The organism is Paenibacillus sp. CFBP 13594, from assembly GCF_014842675.1.
In the GTDB taxonomy this organism is placed as follows: Bacteria; Bacillota; Bacilli; order Paenibacillales; family Paenibacillaceae; genus Paenibacillus; species Paenibacillus amylolyticus_B.
Window position 1 is genome coordinate 710,159 of sequence record NZ_JACYVQ010000001.1, and the last position, 16,623, is coordinate 726,781.

Genomic DNA, 16,623 nt, shown 5'->3' on the forward strand with positions numbered 1-16,623 from the left:
ATCAAATCGTAGACAGAAATAAGACGCCCTAGGGCGCCATCTGGAAAACAATTATTTTTGTCGTTTGACTGTGAAGTAGTGATGGTTGTCCTTAAAGGTCAACTCGCCGTCTGAATATTTTATACGTTCGGGAAACTGACATAAATACTGAGTTCTAGTCCCTTCTGTCAGCTCCTCCAATGTAAACATAATTAGCGATGGCGTGCCTCCATAATTGGGAAGTGGCGCGACCTTGTATTCAACTGCCTTTATACGGCCTGAGCTGCGATCGTCAATGATACCGTTATGTGCTGTGTGCGTCAATATATTAACCAGCTCGCCTTCCTCGAAAACCATCGCTGCATCAGTAATGTTCATATTTATCTCCCCTCCCCTTTCTAACAAATCAAAGAAGGCCGTAGCCCTCTTGTCTTATCAGTATAGCGTGTACCATCTAGTAAGAACAATCATATGGTACGTAATAAGGCTTTAAGTAAATGTGATCAGTGTTTAGATATATATCTAATCGGTAATCGGTACAAGTTCTTATCCTTAGCTTGGGACAAGAACTTGGTTCCTTAAATCAAAAAAGCCGCTATAATAGCGACTTTGAATAGAACAATGTTCTTGTCCTTGGACAATTACGTATATGGCACTTTCGTGTTGATATGGGCAAACATATTTGTAAGCTGGCACTTCTTCATTTTCTGAATAGTGATACTCAACACAATTTGATGAGCTTTTCTCAATAAAATTATATTTAAAAGCTATTATTGGAATAGAACCATATCTCATCTCATTTACTTCGTTCCAAGAAGGTGCGCTAATTTCTTTACTTCTCTCCCCTGCTATCTCCAGCCATGCATTGAAGAAATTTTCACTAAATTGGATAACTATTTTTTCCATAATCCAAAAAAGAATCTTTGTATCAATACATTGTTGAGTCTTCATTATTTAAAAAGTAATTTTTCCGCCATTGTCTTTCTGTACAATAATTCATAGATGTATATGAAGGTTTTTTAACTAATTTTATTCTCCTCTTAGATTCAACTTTTCGTCTAATACTAATATATGATGATTGAATAACTCTAGAAACGTGTTTTATTTTAGAAGTACGTGTTACTTAACTTTATAGTAAACATCGCTCCTGCATTCAGAGTAATATGTCGGTAGAGTCTTGAAGTAATTCATAACTGTTGTAGGGTTGCCGTGCGGTTAGTAAAAAAAGGCATGATCTTGAATGGAGAAAAAAGCTAACAAATGGTCAAAAATAAATCCGGCTATCATTAGCCGGATTTTATAATTTTCTCCCTCGCTTCGAATATTTGTGAACCAATTGCTGTGTATATGCATGCCTCTCGGATGAAAATAAATCCTCCTTGGCAAAATGGTCTATCATTCGTCCCTCCTGTATCACCATAATTCGATCGGATATACGCTGGATTGTAGCCAGATCATGTGAAATAAATAAACAGGCAAATCCGATGTTTTTTTGCAGTATCATAAGCATCTCGATGATCTGAGCTTGTGTAATCATATCCAGACTGGATGTGGGTTCATCCATGATGATCAGGGATGGGTCACTGCTTATCGCTCTGGCAATAGCGACGCGCTGCTTCTGACCTCCACTGAGCTCATGGGGATACTGATGCAAGAGATGCGCTGGCAGCTCCACCAGATCCAGTAGCCGTTCGGCACACTTCAGCCTGTCCTGTCTGCAATCCTGGACGATTACAGGTGTTCGATTCTTTAAGGTGTCCAGCGGTTCCATCACGGAATCAATGATCCGTAGTCTTGGATTGAGACTCGATGCAGGATTTTGAAAAACGGCCTGAACTTGACCCTCAAGGGTTCGATAGGCGAGAGTAGTTCGAGGTTTTAACATCTCTCTTCCCTGAAACCACATTTGCCCGGAATCCATCTTCTCCATCAATAAAATACAACGTGCCAGTGTACTCTTTCCGCTCCCGCTTTCTCCGATCAGCCCCACACATTCTCCCGGGTGGAGACTGAAAGAAATTCCGTCGATCGTCCTTGTCTGTCCAGCATAGGTCTTGATCAGGTTTTGAACGGTAAACACAGCTTCTTCACTCATGATAATCCACCTCGTTCCGGAACGACGCCAGGTTCAGCATAAGACAGTATGGATTCAGCTGCCAAAAGCTTTTGGGTGTACGGATGTGTGGTTTGTGTTAGCACGTCCTCAGCCTTGCCGGATTCCAAGATTCGACCTTCCCGCATAATGACAATCTGATCCGCGCAGCGTCTAGCCAGCTTCAGGTCATGTGTGATGAACAAAATGGAACAGTCTGTCTTCTCTCGAAATCGAATGAGCAGATCGAGTATTTCTGCCCCCGTAACCCAGTCCAGCGCAGACGTGGGTTCATCCGCAATCAACAGTTTCGGTTCAAGCAACATCGCCATCGCGATGGATACCCGCTGCAATTGTCCACCACTTAGCTGGAACGGATAGCTGACAACAACCCGTTTGGCAGGTAAGGAAACGTCATTCAGAGCTTGCTCGATCCGTTCTTTTCGTTCCTTGGGCCCCCATGTATAATGAACCCTAAGCGTCTCATCCAGTTGTTTGCCTATCGTAAGAAACGGGCTAAATACACCTGTATAGTCTTGAAATACATACGCGATTTCTTTGCCACGCAGCCCATTCATCTGTTTCTCGGATAACTCCGATAAAGACTGGTCGTTAAATGTGATTTGTCCAGCCGCATGGCGCACCCCGTTTGGAAGTAAACGACCGATAGACAAACCTGTAAGTGTTTTTCCGCTGCCACTTTCCCCAATGACAGTCAGCCAGTCGCCAGCCTTTACGGACAAATGCATATCGTGAATAAGGATCTTCTCTCCGGCGATAAGTCGGAGTCCTTTTAATTCGAGTAAACTCATCAGCTTCTCACTCCCTGCTTCGTTTGATATCCAGCCTATCGCGCACCCGATCTCCCAGCATGTTGGACCAGAGCACGACGAGCATAATCGCGAGTCCAGGGACAATCATAAGGTAAGGTGAGCTATGAAAATATGCCCGTCCCTCGTTCAGCATGGCCCCCCATTCTGGTGCAGGAGGCTGTGCCCCCAATCCGATATAGGAGAGCGAGGCAATCATGAGAATGACTTTACCCATATCCAGCGAAGCGATCACAATCACATGAGACAACGCATGGGGTAGTAAATGCTTCCACAAAATCTGATGAGGACGTAATCCACTCAGGCGGGCGATGGTAATATACTCCTGATGTTTCTTCGCGATCACGCTATTTCGAACGATGCGGGAATACGTAATCCATTTGACCGAAACGATGGCAATCATCAGATTGAAGATACCTGGTCCCATCAGCCCACTAAGCACAATGGCAATAATAAAATCCGGAAATGCAAGAAAAGCATCCGATATTCGTTTATAGATTCGATCCAGCCACCCGCCTGCATACCCGGCCATTAATCCTGCGGGAATACCGATGGCGAGTGAACCGAAGAGAACACTTAAACTGGTTCCTACCGTATTCCTTCCCCCGAGCAGCATACGGGATAATAGATCTCGACCAAGATCATCGGTCCCCAGCAGATGATCTATACCTGGGGGCAGAAGTCGTATCGCCAAGTTGACCGCATAGGGATCATGTGGAACCACATAAGGAGCACAGATCAAGGTCAAAACAACGAGTACCAAAATGATGATGTGAACGCTCATTTTTGGTTTTTGCACCGGAGGGGTAAGTCTAAACTTGGTTTTAAGCATGATTATCGTTCCCCCTTCAACCGGATCTCGGGGTTCAGAACGTCATTCAGAAGGTCGACGAGCATGTGGATGATTGTAACGATCAGGCCCATCAGTACCATATAGCCCTGAATAACCGGATAATCACGACTCTGAATGGCATCAACAATGAATTTGCCCATACCGGGATAGGCGAACAGCACTTCAATCACGACCGTTCCCCCAAGCAAGCTTCCGATGCTTACACCAAACATGGTGACAACGGGAGTGAGTGCATGCCTGAAGGCATGTCTAAGGAGCACACTCGAGCCACCTATTCCTCTGGATCGTGCACCCCGAACAAAATCCTGACCCAGACTTTCCAGCAAACTTGAACGAATGAGACGCACGTATACGGCGGCCATGGTTAATCCCAGTGTAAGGGATGGAAGCACCAGATGCGCAATGCTCCCCGTCCCCATAGAGGGAAACAGATGTGTTCTCACTGAGAAGCCTTCTATTAAAAGAAGCCCCAGCCAGAAGCTAGGGACTGAGGTGCCCAGTACAGCCAGAAGACGACTGAACCGGTCGATGACGCTATGGGGATATAAGGCGGACAGTGTGCCGAGCGGAATGGCGATGACGATCAGCACAAGCAGTGAAGTGCACGTCAACAGCAAGGTTGCCGGCAATTTGTCCAGTAATTCCTCCGTTACCGGACGATTGGTCATATATGAAGTTCCCAAATCGAGTCGGACAAGACGTCCGAGCCACTGCCCGTATTGCACGAGCACAGGATCATTTAACCCCAAAGCCTCACGCTGTTTCTCCATTTGGGAAGAGGTCACGGCCACATCATCCGAGCGCAGTATTTCCCTTACCGCATCACCGGGAGCTAATTTTACGAACACAAAGCTAATGAAGGACAGAAGCAAAATAAAGAGAATGAACTCTATACTTCGTTTCAGGAGCTTGTTCATGTCTATTCCACATCCAGTTGATTGGTCAGCATGTAATACTCACTTTTGCTGGTTACCCAATTTTTCACCCGATCTTTATACACAACGAGCGTATTGGGATGAACCAGGTAGGAGTAATAAGTTTCTTCATCAATATGCATCAGGATTTTTTCAATTAATTCATTTCGTTTATCGGTATCCACCATCTGATCCAACTGGTCAATCCATTTGTTCAGCTGCAAATCATTAATTTTGCCGAAATTCAGCGTCCCGTCGGGTTTGAAAGCTACATTGAGGAAGTAACTGGCATCTCCGCGTGGTGCAATTAATGGACTGTATGTGCCCAGGTCCCAGTCATCTTTGGTGAGCAGATAGTCTTCATAATTATCCACAAACTCAATTGTAATCTGGATACCGATTTCCTTCGCTTGTGCTTGCAGTACCTGAGCAAACAGCGGGAATTCCGCCCGTGATGTATACGTTACAAGCTTCAGGCTAAGCGGCTTGCCGTTCTTGCTTACTTTACCCTGTTCCACCTGATAACCAGCCTTTTCAAACCATGCCAGTGCTGCTTCGGTACCTGTCGTTTTGACTTCATAGGAAGGCATAAAGGAGAAACCAGGCATGAATGGTCCTGTTGCGAGCGTAGCCTGTCCACCCATAATCACGTCCTTCAATTCTTCACGATTGACAAGAGCATCAAAGGCTTTTCTCATATATTTGTCCTTGAATTCGGGTTGGTTTGTATTAAAAATAAGCTCGTGTGTGCGCAGGCTTGTGACCGATTCCAAATGAAGAGTGGAGTCACTTTTCATCGTTTCCAGACTTTCAGTTGGCGGGCGATATACAATATCCGCATCTCCCGACATCAGAGCCGAAAGGCGCGCACTCGCATCCTCATTAAAGTTGAATGAGGCACGACTCAGCTTGGCAGCTCCGCCCCAATACTCATCGTAGCGCTCCACCTTGAGTGAGCTTCCCGCTGTGAAGGACGTAACTTTGAAAGGTCCAGTTCCAACAGGTGTTTTGTCCGGGTCAGCCGCATTGACATCCAGAATGGATGCGTTCGGGTGAACAAGCTCGGATGGAAACTGCGGGAAGGGTTGCACAGTCGTAATATTCAGTGTTTGACCGGATGCACTCATTTCCTTAATGTTCAAAACCTGTTCTACACCCGGATTCACCTGGATCGCCCGTTCAAGAGATTGTTTTACAGCTTCGGCATCCAGGGCCCGTCCATCCTGGAAGGTTACATTCTTCTTAATCTCAAATGTCCAGTGCTGTCCGTCTGTCGTGCCCCACTTCTCAGCCAGCCAGGGCTCGATCTGCAGATCCTCACCCAACTTAACCAAGGTTTCAGTCACTCCAGCTCTCAAAGGGGTATAATCTTGATGTGGATCAATCGTCTGGCTTGCAAAGTTGAACAAAAACGTAACTTCCTTGTCTTTCGTCGCTGCAGGTTGCGTTGTTGCATCCTTCGGCGTACTGGAACAGGCCGAAACGAAAAGCACTGTGCATAAAACCAAAATCATCGTTATTTTTCTCTGTGTCTGCAACGTTGTCTAACCTCCATCGATAAAAGCATCTGATTGAAAAAACAATACGTATTATATCGTACTTGATGGGTATGAATATTCGTAATAGCCCCAATGAGCTATTAAAGCTAAAATTTGTGACAAAAAAAGCTCAAGCCATTGAAATCAATCACTTGAGCCAGGAGGATACAACAATAGTCATACCCTTTCTATAATCTACCCCTAGAGACCATTTATGCTAGCCTTTGGGGCAACAAACCGGAATATATAGGATTGTTCATAGGCAAACTGCAATTGATCTGCCACTCGTTTATACCACTTCTTACCATGAGACAGATCGACGAATCCTATTGGCAGCATGCGACGCACGCTCACCTGAAATCCTGCCAGCATGAACGCTTCGGATATGGTATCCAGTGTGTGATCCTGCATAGGAATGGCTGCATTGCCGTTAATGCGATCCCTGATCTCGGGCAAACTGGGGTTGCTACCGTAGTCGGCAAAGGTAGCATAATAAATGCCACCTGGCTTGAGACAGGTTCTGATCTGCAACGCATGTTTATTCAGATCGGGAATCAAATACAACACGGCCAGACTAAAAGCTAAATCAAACCGATGCACAAACTGCTCAGGCTGCCCAGTAGCATAGAACTCCAGCGGCAGATCTCCCATGCGCTGATTGGCAATTTCAATGGATTGACGTGCCAGATCTGTTCCAACACCTTCCTTGAAAGGCCGGTGAGAGTGTAGAAGCCTCAGGAATCCTCCCTGGTTGCAGCCGAAATCAAGAACACTGCATTGCTCCAGACGCTCTTCCGGTATAAAACCAAGTATTCTCTCCCAGTGTGGGATATGATCATCTTCCATCCCCTGATCTCCTTCTCCAGGGTGGTGCCACCATACATCATACAGCGTTTGTTTGTTCAAGATCATAACCTCCTTCATTTGAAATACGTAGGCCAAACATCTATCGTGTCTTGTTCGCCCCTCTTCGACTTGATAGGGCGATACACCCCGTAACAATGATCACACCGCCAAGCACGGTAAGCATATCCGGAATTTCCTGCCAGAATATAAAGCCGAATATTCCGTTCAATACCAGACCGAAATAGCTGACGACCTGAACCACGATAGCACTTTCATGTGTGAATGCCCGGGTCAGGAACACTTGTCCAAGCAGTGAAACCACACCAATGGCTAGAAGGTACACCGATTGCATCGGGTCTGGTACGACAAATTGCTGTGACATAAAGGGCAATGCGACCAGCGCTGAGGTAGCCACAAAATAAAATACAATTTCATAGGATGGATGAGTCTTGCTCAAGTAGCGAATGGAGATCCCGGCTGCTGCCGAAAAGACAGCGCTTAATATCCCGACCAGAGCATAGGCAGAATAACTGGCATACTCATGGGGCTTGATCAGAAGTATTGCACCCAGGAAAATCAAGGGCAGTATCGCTATAGTTCTGCGGGAAAGTCGCTCTTTCAGGAAAATAACTGAGAGCACAATGACAAAGACGGGTGACATCTGTGCAAGTATGCTCGCGTCAGTTAATGGAATCTTGGACAAGGTAAAAAAATAGGCAAGCATGTACAACCCGCCGAGTACACCTCTTAATGCCAGCATTGGAATTCCTGTTTGGGAAAAAGAAATCTGTCCGTAACGCATCAATACGAGGATCAGAATAGTTCCAATCAGTCCGCGAAAGAAAGCAATCTCTGCCGGTGGAATCGTCGCACTGATCTCTTTCACAAGAACGTTCATCACACTGAATACCAATGAGGAGAACAACGCTAACCATACACCGTTTTTCATTAGAACCTCTTTCATCATAACTTGTGTAAAGAAAAAACTATTGCTCCAGGTCATATACCGCTGAAAGCAGACATTTTGTATAATCATGTCTCTCTGGCTCGCTGATTTGCTCGCTTGCAAACTCATCAACGATTGCCCCATCCTTCATGACGAGGATTCGATTGCTCATCTGATGAACGGCTGCAATATCATGGGAGATGAACAAGAATGACATCTCCAGATTGGTCTGTAATTGTTTTAACAGCTTGAGAATATTCGCTTGCACGGTAACATCCAGGCTGGAAGTGGGCTCATCACAGATGAGCAGCTCTGGCTTGAGGCTGATGCCTCTTGCAATGGCTACCCGCTGGCGTTGTCCTCCACTCAGTTCATGGGGGTAACGATCCAGATGTTCCGGTCCCAGTCCCACCATCTCCAGCAGCCTTGCCGATGTTGCACGTCTGTTCTCCCTGACATCCACCAGAAAGGGAGGTTTAACCTCTGGAAAATTGTCCAAAGGCTCCAGTACAGAACGCCAGACAGGCAACCGATCATTCAGGGAGGCATTACTATCCTGAAATACAACCTGAATGTGTTGCCTCATCTTTCGGAGCGTATTCTTTTTCGCCTCTACAAGTGAGGCTCCCAGCAGTCGTATTTCTCCATGATCAGGTTTTTCCAAGGCCAGCAGCAGTCGCGCCAGCGAGCTTTTGCCACTGCCGCTCTCGCCAACTAGCCCCAGACACTCCCCTTTTTGTATGGTGAACGAAACCTGATGAACTGCTCGGACCGCATCCCTACCTCGTCCATAGGTTCTAACCAGATTTTTAACCAGCAGTAAAGGCTCCATCTTCTGTTACCCCCAAACTTGTGTTTCTTGTGGACTCGTATGCTGCTTGCGAGAGATTATCGGACAAGCCTTGAGCAGCGCTTGCGTATAGGGATGGTGTGGGGCATGCTTAATCTGTTCCCGGCTTCCTATTTCCACAATATGGCCTCTTTGCATGACCGCGATTCGGTGTGAACGCTTAACGACCTGTCTCAAATCATGGGAGATCAGCAAAATTGCGCAACCGACTTCATGCTGAAGCTCCTGCATCAAGTCCATAATGGCTTGTCCAGTGACGACATCAAGCGCTGTAATCGGTTCATCTGCAACCAGCAGAGCTGGCTTCAGCATCAAAGCGGCTGCAAGTGCAATCCGCTGCAATTGTCCTCCGCTCAACTGAAACGGATAGCTCCGAAAGGATCGTTCGGCAGGAAGCTTTACACGGTGTAGCCAGTCTAGCGCCATTTCTTTCGCTTCCGCTCGTGTAGCCCGGGTATGTGTACGGATGACTTCCATCAACTGATGGCCGACCTTCATGAACGGTGTGAAGCTACCGCGATAGTCCTGAAACACGTAACCAATTTCTTTACCCCGCAGCGATTTCACGTACCCTGCCCGTGACTCTAACAAGTTTATCCCTTGGAAAACAATCTGCCCATGGGTAATGGCGAGTGGTTTGGTCAGAAGGCCGGCGATCGCACTGGCTGTAACACTTTTTCCACTTCCACTTTCTCCGACAATCGCCAGTGTTTCCCCGATATGAATATTAAATGAAATATCTTCCGTAATTCTGTGGCTGTGACCCTGATGGACGGCACTGATCGACAAATGATTTACATCCAGGATGGGTTGCCTTTCCGTTAATTTCCTCAATGCTTTTCCCTCCCATCCACATTAAAACACTTTAACGATTACGTATGTCCAGATGGTCCCGAATGCCGTCGCTGATCAGATTAGAGCTGAATACAACCATCAGAATGCATAACCCAGGGTAAATCATCAGTTGTGGGGCCGCCTGGAAGTACGAGCGTCCTTCATTCAGCATCGCCCCCCACTCCGGAGCAGGAGCCTGCACACCCAGACCGAGAAATGAAAGCGTCGATATCAGCAGAATGAAACGGCCTACATCGAGTGCAGCCATGACCGCGAGCGGCGACGCAACCTGTCTTGCCAAATGACGATAAAGAATGATCCACATCCCGCTACCAGCCACAACAGCAGCTTTGACATAATCTTTTTCCTTTTCCAGCAGCACAATACTCCGCACCAATCTTGCATACGTAATCCATTTCACACACGCCACAGCCAGCATGACATGAAGCAGACCTGGACCAAGAAAACCGGCAACAGCAACAGCCAATAGAAATTCAGGAACTGCACCAATGCCATCGACGGTTCTCATAAGTAACGTATCCAGCTTACCACCCCAAAATCCGGATAACATGCCTATGGGAACACCTATAAGGATGACTGTAGTCAACACTAGAAAGGATGTGCTCATCGTTGTTCGGGTCCCATCTATAATGCGGGACAAAATGCATCTGCCCAGATGGTCAGTACCTAGCGGAAATTCGGCACTGGGTGGAAGTAAACGATCGGACATACGAACCAGCAGAGGATCGTTAGGCAATATCCAGGGTCCAATGAGAGCGATAAGGAGGAAAAACAGAATGATGCCCGCACCGAGCCACAGTAGCGGACTCAATCGAAGACTTTGGCCTCTATGAAATTCCACAAGATTCTCAAGTGATGTCCATTTCACACGTTTCTCCCCCTTCCCGAGCGAATTCGGGGATCGAGCAGACTATAACTAAGATCCACAAGCACATTGGCTGTCACAATGAATACGCCTGTCAGCAGAACATATCCCTGAATAACCGGATAGTTCCGTTGAGTGATCGCTTCCATGACCATACTTCCCAGACCCGGCCAGGCAAAAAGAGTTTCAGTCACGACTGAACCTGCCAGCAGTGCACCCAGACTCATTCCGAAAATCGTAATGACTGGCAGAAGAGCGGCACGAAGTGCATGTCTGGCGATGACCCTCCACTCCGCTATGCCTCTTGCACGAGCGGCACGCACATATTCCTGCGATAACGCATCCAGCAGTCCCGACCGAAGCAAGCGGATGTACTCGGGGGCCATGACAAACCCCAGTGTAATCGATGGAAGAATGAGATGCCTGACGTTGCCACTGCCCATCGTAGGTAGCCAGTTTAGCTTGAAGGCAAAGGCGTAGATTAACAATAAGCCTAGCCAGAAGCTGGGGATGGAAGCTCCGATCAATGCGAATAGTCGACTGAGATGATCCGGCCATTTCCCTTTATATTTTGCACCCAATATAGCCAGCGGGACGGATATAAGCAATAACACGACAATCGCACCTGAAGTCAGCGATACTGTGGCGGGAAGTCGATCCATCATCAGGTCCCACACAGCCCGGTTATTAACAAATGACTTTCCCAGGTCGAGCTGAATCACGCCCTGAAGCCAGAGACCATACTGCTGCACAAGTGGTAAATTCAATCCAAGCTGTTCTTGCACCTGGTCCTGATCCGATTGGGAGACAGCTCCCTCGTTGGCCTTCAATATCGTAAGTACGGGATCACCTGGAGCCAGCTTCATCAGCAGGAAGGTTGCCAGGCTCAGCATTAAAAGTACAAGGATCAGCTGAATGATTCGTGAAAAGGATTGCCGAACCATGTCACTTCACATCCAGTGTATGCGTTACGATATAGAACTCCTCTGCTCCAGGTTTCCAATCGGTTACCCGCTGATTGATCCCCACCAGAATGTTGGGATTGATAATATAGGAATGAGGCAAAGCCTTGTTGATCACTGTCACTGCCTGCTGAGTAATCTCGTTTCGTTTCTCTGTATCACCTGTCTCATTCAGTTCCTTCAGAATGGGCTCCAATCCATCGACTTGAATATTGGCAGGGTTGTAAGAGCCACCCGGAACATATGCGGAATTCAGAAATGAGCCTCCGTCTCCTCTTGGGGAAGTCAAATAACTCGATGTAGACATATCCCAATCGGTATGATCTGCGATGTATACTTCAGGATATTCTACAGAAACAATTTCAATCGTAATACCCGCTTTGGCTGCTTCTGACTGAACTACCTGCGGTATCAGCGGCAGCTCGGGATTCACGCCGGTAAAAGCAATCAGTTTTAATGTCAACGGTTTTCCATCTTTTTGAAATTTCCCATCTGAGCCTTTGGTGTACCCTGCGCTTTCCAATAGCCGGAGTGCACCTGCTTCGTCCAGTTTCTGATACCCTTCTCTATTGCCAAAAGGAAGTGAAGCATTAAATGGACCATTGGCTGGTGAAGCATGACCAAGCATAATATCCTGTACAATCGAATCCCGGTCAATCAGTTTGTCCAGGGCTTCTCGAACACGGTGATCGCTGACGCTTGAACTTGCAGGATTGTAGGTAAAATAATGTGTTCTCAAGCTCGTAACCGAGCTAACGCTGAGCTCGTTGTCAGCTTCGATAGATGTCAGCATCTCTGGAGACAAATGAAATACAATGTCCGCTTGTTTGGACTGAAAAGCGAGCGTTCTGACATTGGCATCAGCATTAAATTTGAATGTAACCTCATTTAACTTGGCCTTGCCATCCCAGTAATCGTCGTTACGCACCAGATGAATTTCGCTGCCCGGTGTGAAGCTGGTAACCTTGAACGGACCGGTTCCTACCGGGGCATTGTTGAATGCCTCTTTGCCCATTTGATTCTCGGCAGCTACACTGATAATACTGGTGGTCGGATGCACCAGTTCTGTAGGAAATGCCGGGTAAGGCTCGGTTGTCGTAATTTGAAGTTGCTGTCCGTTCGCCTCCATTGAAGCGATTTTAAGAGCGGCGGCAAGTGCTTTACTGTCGGCAATGCCACGCTCAAACGATGCTTTTACCGCTTGAGCATCCAGTGGTGTTCCATCCTGAAATTGTATGCCTTCCCGAATCGAGAAGACCCATGTGCGATCATCCTTGGTTTCCCAGTCACTTGCGAGCCACGGAGAAATCTTCATATTTTCATCCAGTCGCAATAATGTTTCCGTTACACCAGCACGCAACGTAATCCACGTATTGTGCGGATCCAGCGTATCATTGGGAAGACTATGTATGATTGTAATGTCTTTAGAGACGGATGTAGCAGGCGTATTTTCCTCGCTAGATGAACCGGAGGAACGACTAGCCTGACTACATCCAGACAGAAAGGTGACCGCACATAATATCAAGATAAATCCAAAGAAGATTTTACTACGCTGTGATCGAATTCCTAAACTCATGATTTGAAAACATCCTCTCTACCCTTTAAATACTGCGTGTGCATTTTACGGATAATAATTTTCGCTTCCTCCAAGGTGTTGTCCTGGACGAGTTCAGAACGAAATGCATCTGCTCCTTGTTGTTTCATAAATGCCCCTAATTGATGCTCAAAGTTCTGCATGAGCGTTCTGGCTTGAGGCATTGGAATTTGCAAAGTTTGTCCAATATGGTATAACAGTTTTAATTTTCTGTAATCTTCATAAGGAATACGCGGAATAACCCATTTCCCTTCATGATCCAGGCTTACCTGCTGGTAAGGTACAGCTGCAAATGAACGATATTGACCCTGTTTGCCCGGGCTGGAGAAGGGATCAATGAGGAGCGAGGCGTACCTGATATACAGTAAGTACTCCTGATGAAGTTCATCAAACTGAACGAATCCCTCGATATCTGATCTGGAGAGTGACTGCTCCTGGACAGGATAGTTGTCATCATTCATAAATTTCAGCAGGTTCATCGGTTCCGCTCCAAACTTCACAAGCACGCAGGAAATTTCCTTCCACAGCCGGACCATACTGTGGATGGTGCCAGGTGTAACGGGTCCTTCCGGGTATAGTTTATACATATATTTGGTGGAACGAGTATGGCTGAAGATTTCATTTAACGAAAATGAATCCATAAAAAACGGTGGATGCACATAGGTCGTAATGCTTCTGCTTTCGGCTCCAATTGGATGCGGGGTCTGTTCAGCTTCAATGCCTAAACTGGCGAAAAAGTCTTGAAGGTGGAACAGCGTACGACTATTTGCTCGACTGGAACCCATGTGAATTTTTCTCTTCAAGCCTTTGACGATAGATTTCAGGAGAGTAGCAGCAGCCGGGTCAAATTTAGTAGCTGCATAGTATGTCGAGAAGCTGATCACTTCTATGCGATCTCTAACTGCATCGAGACTTTCTTGAACAAGCATGTTCGAGCCTATGCCCGGAGAGATGAGAATGATTCGTTTAACCTCAAGCCTGTAATCCAGCTTTAATTCACGGATGACATCAACGTAGCTGTGACAGGGAACACACAAAACAATGGTTTGCCAATCATCTTCTATCGTGTCGAATCCTGCATAAAACCTGTCCAGGCGGGCAGTTGCCGAAAGATGTCTGGCACGTTCGACCAGAACCTCTGTGGATACGTGGAATTCGTGCTCTTCAAGCTCCGTTAGAAGTCGCTCTGCGTGTATTCCCTTCCGGTTCGCCACACCGATCCGATGAGACCAACCTTTGGACAGATCCACGGCAACATGAATACCCGCCGGGCCTCCACCAACAATCAATACATTGCCTAGAGCCGATGTTTCTTGCATCTTGTCCAATCTCCTCACCTTCCCTGTATGACACTGTGCTTCGGTTCAATAATCATTGTTTCATAGAAGCCTTTCCCTGCAGAAATCGAAGTTTTTTGCCAATCGTCAGACAATTCCTCTTCAACCGGGTAATTAAAAAGTGATTTCAGTCCATTACCATAGCGCATCAAGATTCGGGTGTCGGGTTGAATTCTTCCTTTGAGATCATTCAAGATATCCAGTTTGTTGCGAACTAGAGAGGCAATGACGATATGTGTTGCTTCACTCACAAAAGACAACTCCTCGATCGGTTTTCCAGAGAAAACAATTCTGTCGGCAAGTCCCCAGGTATCGGCTACTTTTCTCCCCTTTTCAACAGCCTCTGGATCGATATCCAGACATACAATTTCTGCACCCGTTTCATGAGCAATGGTCAATGCGGAGAGAGGAAATGCACCTGAACCAATAAAAAGAACTTTGGAGCGTTGATCAAGCTGGAAATCCCGAAGCTCGCTTCGGACGGATGTGGAGAGTATTTCGATATACTCACTCACATTCAAACGATTCTCAATCGCAAGAGCAGATTGATACTTTTCCATTTCACATAACGCTTGCACAGATGTTTCGCGAAGTTGCGTGCCATATAACTGGATTTCCTCCTGACTTCCCCACGCAAGCCACTGTCTGTCGTTCTCCTCCAACGTCATAAATTGACAAAGCGAATCCAGCTTCAGTTGTAAAAGATCGAAACACTCTTCATGTTCCTTGGCATAGGCATTTAATTGCTTAATCTCGTATTCAAGTGATCTCAAGGAAAGTAAGAAGGCATATTTACTTTTCAATGTATTTCCTCCGTTCTGGATTAGAAACATCATCAATCCCTATTCATTGGAGTATAAACAGAGTTGCAAATAAAGCGCTATCATTATGCTATTCATAGTGTACATAAAAAGATATTTTTTCCATATAGCTCAATCTAGCTATAGTGATAGTCGTTTTGTGTCTAATTTGTGAGATCAAAGCAGATTGCAATGCTTTCTAACATATTAATACATAAATATCCAGCATGCTGCTCTGTGTCAATACATCTTCTCAAATAGAGATACATTGTGATATTACACAAGTTAAAAAGTCCGCAGCCGCTAATATAGCGGTTACGGACTCTCATCAGTACATATTTTTATTTTTTCGCTGGATCTGGCGAATACACCAGTTGCTTCATTTACTTTACTGATTCTGACACTTTCAAGCCGGGATTTGTAACAAACATGGAAGGCGGCAAAACATGGAGGCGGTCCGATTTCACCGCTTGCAACGAACTCCAGGCTGGATTGCTCTCCAATTGGGTTTCGATCATGCGTTGCCCATCCTCATCCATCCCATGAACCACGAAGAAGAGGTAGTCTGGGTTCAGTTCAACCAGCTTTTCCATACTGAAGGGTACTGAACTTGGCATTTTGCCAGAAGGAAGATTTTCAGCAATGTTCTTCATGTGTAGCGTCTCCGCAATATCCAGCGCGATACTGGTCGATTTTTGCATAGACGCAGTGTTCATCATCAGGGTTATGATTGCATAAGACGGCTTGTTCGCTGATAAATCTGTTGTGAGAGCGTCAAGTTTCGCATCCATGTCTGTAATCGCAATTTCAGCCTCCTGTTCTTTGCCGATGATCTGTCCGAACAACTTGGCATTACTGCGAATGTCCTCAATGGACTTCACCGTCAAAATGGCGAATGGGATGCCAGCATCAGCGAAAGTATCGGACAGATCCTTGTGAAAGAGCGGTTGACCGATGACCAGATCAGGTTTTAATTGGAGGACTTCCTCCAGATTGATGCTGTTAATCAGGCCAAGTTGCTTCACATCTGCTGCTTCAGCAGGAATAGCAACACCAGCTGATGTTGCTATTCCAATGGCTTCGCCGCCAACCTGATAGAACAATTCAGTTAGTTCGTTGTTCAGAATAACGATGCGTTCAGGTTTTTTCTCCAAGGTGACTGTGGAACCATTCAGATCTTGAAAAGTGAGATAGGGGCTGGCAGCTTGTTCCGAATCCCCTGTATTTGTCTCATTCTGCTGCTTGTCCCCCGCAGCCGGGCTGGATGAAACCTGCTCCTGCTGCGCGTCTGTGCCACAAGCAGCAGTCAAGCTAAGTAAGGCCGCAATCCAGATGATAACAATCGATTTTTTCTATGTAAAT

17 protein-coding genes are annotated in these 16,623 nt (G+C 46.3%); all 17 read right to left on the reverse strand.

Going from position 1 to position 16,623, the window contains the following annotated elements; all coding sequences use genetic code 11:
* Positions 1-51: 51 nt before the first annotated feature.
* Entirely contained in the window at positions 52-357 is a 306-nt protein-coding gene (locus IFU39_RS03330) for a hypothetical protein (RefSeq protein WP_192131259.1), read from the reverse strand.
* A gap of 174 nt (positions 358-531) precedes the next feature.
* Positions 532-930 carry a hypothetical protein gene (locus tag IFU39_RS03335; protein ID WP_192131261.1) on the reverse strand — a complete coding sequence of 133 codons (399 nt, stop codon included), beginning with the start codon at positions 928-930 and terminating at the stop codon, positions 532-534.
* 346 nt (positions 931-1,276) lie between these two features.
* Positions 1,277-2,074: an ABC transporter ATP-binding protein gene (locus tag IFU39_RS03340; RefSeq protein WP_192131263.1), complete on the reverse strand. Its 798-nt coding sequence runs from the start codon at positions 2,072-2,074 to the stop codon at positions 1,277-1,279.
* The gene (locus IFU39_RS03345; RefSeq protein WP_076331700.1) at positions 2,071-2,883 is read right to left on the reverse strand and encodes an ABC transporter ATP-binding protein; all 813 of its coding nucleotides are present in this window, start codon (positions 2,881-2,883) and stop codon (positions 2,071-2,073) included. The genes IFU39_RS03340 and IFU39_RS03345 overlap by 4 nt, the downstream gene beginning before the upstream one ends.
* A gap of 7 nt (positions 2,884-2,890) precedes the next feature.
* Positions 2,891-3,733 (reverse strand): nickel transporter permease, encoded by an 843-nt coding sequence (nikC, locus tag IFU39_RS03350; RefSeq protein ID WP_076331701.1) that lies wholly within the window; start codon positions 3,731-3,733, stop codon positions 2,891-2,893.
* 2 nt (positions 3,734-3,735) lie between these two features.
* Entirely contained in the window at positions 3,736-4,671 is a 936-nt protein-coding gene (nikB, locus tag IFU39_RS03355; RefSeq protein ID WP_192131265.1) for a nickel ABC transporter permease, read from the reverse strand.
* Between the two features lie 2 nt (positions 4,672-4,673).
* Complete coding sequence (gene nikA / locus IFU39_RS03360) at positions 4,674-6,182, reverse strand: nickel ABC transporter substrate-binding protein (protein ID WP_192131954.1); 1,509 nt, start codon at positions 6,180-6,182, stop codon at positions 4,674-4,676.
* A gap of 225 nt (positions 6,183-6,407) precedes the next feature.
* Complete coding sequence (locus IFU39_RS03365; protein WP_192131267.1) at positions 6,408-7,112, reverse strand: class I SAM-dependent methyltransferase; 705 nt, start codon at positions 7,110-7,112, stop codon at positions 6,408-6,410.
* 40 nt (positions 7,113-7,152) lie between these two features.
* On the reverse strand, positions 7,153-8,019 hold the full coding sequence (locus IFU39_RS03370; protein WP_244660853.1) for a DMT family transporter: 867 nt from the start codon (positions 8,017-8,019) through the stop codon (positions 7,153-7,155).
* Positions 8,020-8,038: 19 nt separating this feature from the next.
* Entirely contained in the window at positions 8,039-8,830 is a 792-nt protein-coding gene (locus IFU39_RS03375) for an ABC transporter ATP-binding protein (protein WP_076331704.1), read from the reverse strand.
* 6 nt (positions 8,831-8,836) lie between these two features.
* Positions 8,837-9,682, reverse strand: a complete 846-nt coding sequence (locus tag IFU39_RS03380) for an ABC transporter ATP-binding protein (protein ID WP_223200037.1) — start codon at positions 9,680-9,682, stop codon at positions 8,837-8,839.
* A 31-nt stretch (positions 9,683-9,713) separates the two neighbouring features.
* Positions 9,714-10,571, reverse strand: a complete 858-nt coding sequence (gene nikC, locus IFU39_RS03385) for a nickel transporter permease (protein WP_105599010.1) — start codon at positions 10,569-10,571, stop codon at positions 9,714-9,716.
* Positions 10,568-11,512: a nickel ABC transporter permease gene (nikB, locus tag IFU39_RS03390; protein ID WP_149847154.1), complete on the reverse strand. Its 945-nt coding sequence runs from the start codon at positions 11,510-11,512 to the stop codon at positions 10,568-10,570. Before nikB (IFU39_RS03390) ends, nikC (IFU39_RS03385) begins: the two co-directional genes overlap by 4 nt.
* A 1-nt stretch (position 11,513) precedes the next feature.
* Positions 11,514-13,106 (reverse strand): nickel ABC transporter substrate-binding protein, encoded by a 1,593-nt coding sequence (gene nikA / locus IFU39_RS03395; RefSeq protein ID WP_105599008.1) that lies wholly within the window; start codon positions 13,104-13,106, stop codon positions 11,514-11,516.
* Positions 13,103-14,443: an opine metallophore biosynthesis dehydrogenase gene (locus IFU39_RS03400; protein ID WP_105599007.1), complete on the reverse strand. Its 1,341-nt coding sequence runs from the start codon at positions 14,441-14,443 to the stop codon at positions 13,103-13,105. Before IFU39_RS03400 ends, nikA (IFU39_RS03395) begins: the two co-directional genes overlap by 4 nt.
* A 14-nt stretch (positions 14,444-14,457) precedes the next feature.
* A complete protein-coding gene (locus tag IFU39_RS03405) occupies positions 14,458-15,264 on the reverse strand; it encodes a nicotianamine synthase family protein (protein WP_105599164.1) in 807 nt (268 codons plus the stop codon).
* Between the two features lie 380 nt (positions 15,265-15,644).
* A complete protein-coding gene (locus IFU39_RS03410) occupies positions 15,645-16,571 on the reverse strand; it encodes an ABC transporter substrate-binding protein (protein WP_188310574.1) in 927 nt (308 codons plus the stop codon).
* Between the last annotated feature and the right edge of the window lie 52 nt (positions 16,572-16,623).

What these genes read in the sequence shown, in the direction of transcription:
- IFU39_RS03330 (WP_192131259.1), bottom strand. Translation starts at nt 357, where the DNA reads ATGAACATTACTGATGCAGCGATGGTTTTCGAGGAAGGCGAGCTGGTT.
- IFU39_RS03335 (WP_192131261.1), bottom strand. Translation starts at nt 930, where the DNA reads ATGAAGACTCAACAATGTATTGATACAAAGATTCTTTTTTGGATTATG.
- IFU39_RS03340 (WP_192131263.1), bottom strand. Translation starts at nt 2,074, where the DNA reads ATGAGTGAAGAAGCTGTGTTTACCGTTCAAAACCTGATCAAGACCTAT.
- IFU39_RS03345 (WP_076331700.1), bottom strand. Translation starts at nt 2,883, where the DNA reads ATGAGTTTACTCGAATTAAAAGGACTCCGACTTATCGCCGGAGAGAAG.
- nikC (WP_076331701.1), bottom strand. Translation starts at nt 3,733, where the DNA reads ATGCTTAAAACCAAGTTTAGACTTACCCCTCCGGTGCAAAAACCAAAA.
- nikB (WP_192131265.1), bottom strand. Translation starts at nt 4,671, where the DNA reads ATGAACAAGCTCCTGAAACGAAGTATAGAGTTCATTCTCTTTATTTTG.
- nikA (WP_192131954.1), bottom strand. Translation starts at nt 6,182, where the DNA reads ATGATTTTGGTTTTATGCACAGTGCTTTTCGTTTCGGCCTGTTCCAGT.
- IFU39_RS03370 (WP_244660853.1), bottom strand. Translation starts at nt 8,019, where the DNA reads ATGATGAAAGAGGTTCTAATGAAAAACGGTGTATGGTTAGCGTTGTTC.
- IFU39_RS03375 (WP_076331704.1), bottom strand. Translation starts at nt 8,830, where the DNA reads ATGGAGCCTTTACTGCTGGTTAAAAATCTGGTTAGAACCTATGGACGA.
- nikB (WP_149847154.1), bottom strand. Translation starts at nt 11,512, where the DNA reads ATGGTTCGGCAATCCTTTTCACGAATCATTCAGCTGATCCTTGTACTT.
- nikA (WP_105599008.1), bottom strand. Translation starts at nt 13,106, where the DNA reads ATGAGTTTAGGAATTCGATCACAGCGTAGTAAAATCTTCTTTGGATTT.
- IFU39_RS03400 (WP_105599007.1), bottom strand. Translation starts at nt 14,443, where the DNA reads ATGCAAGAAACATCGGCTCTAGGCAATGTATTGATTGTTGGTGGAGGC.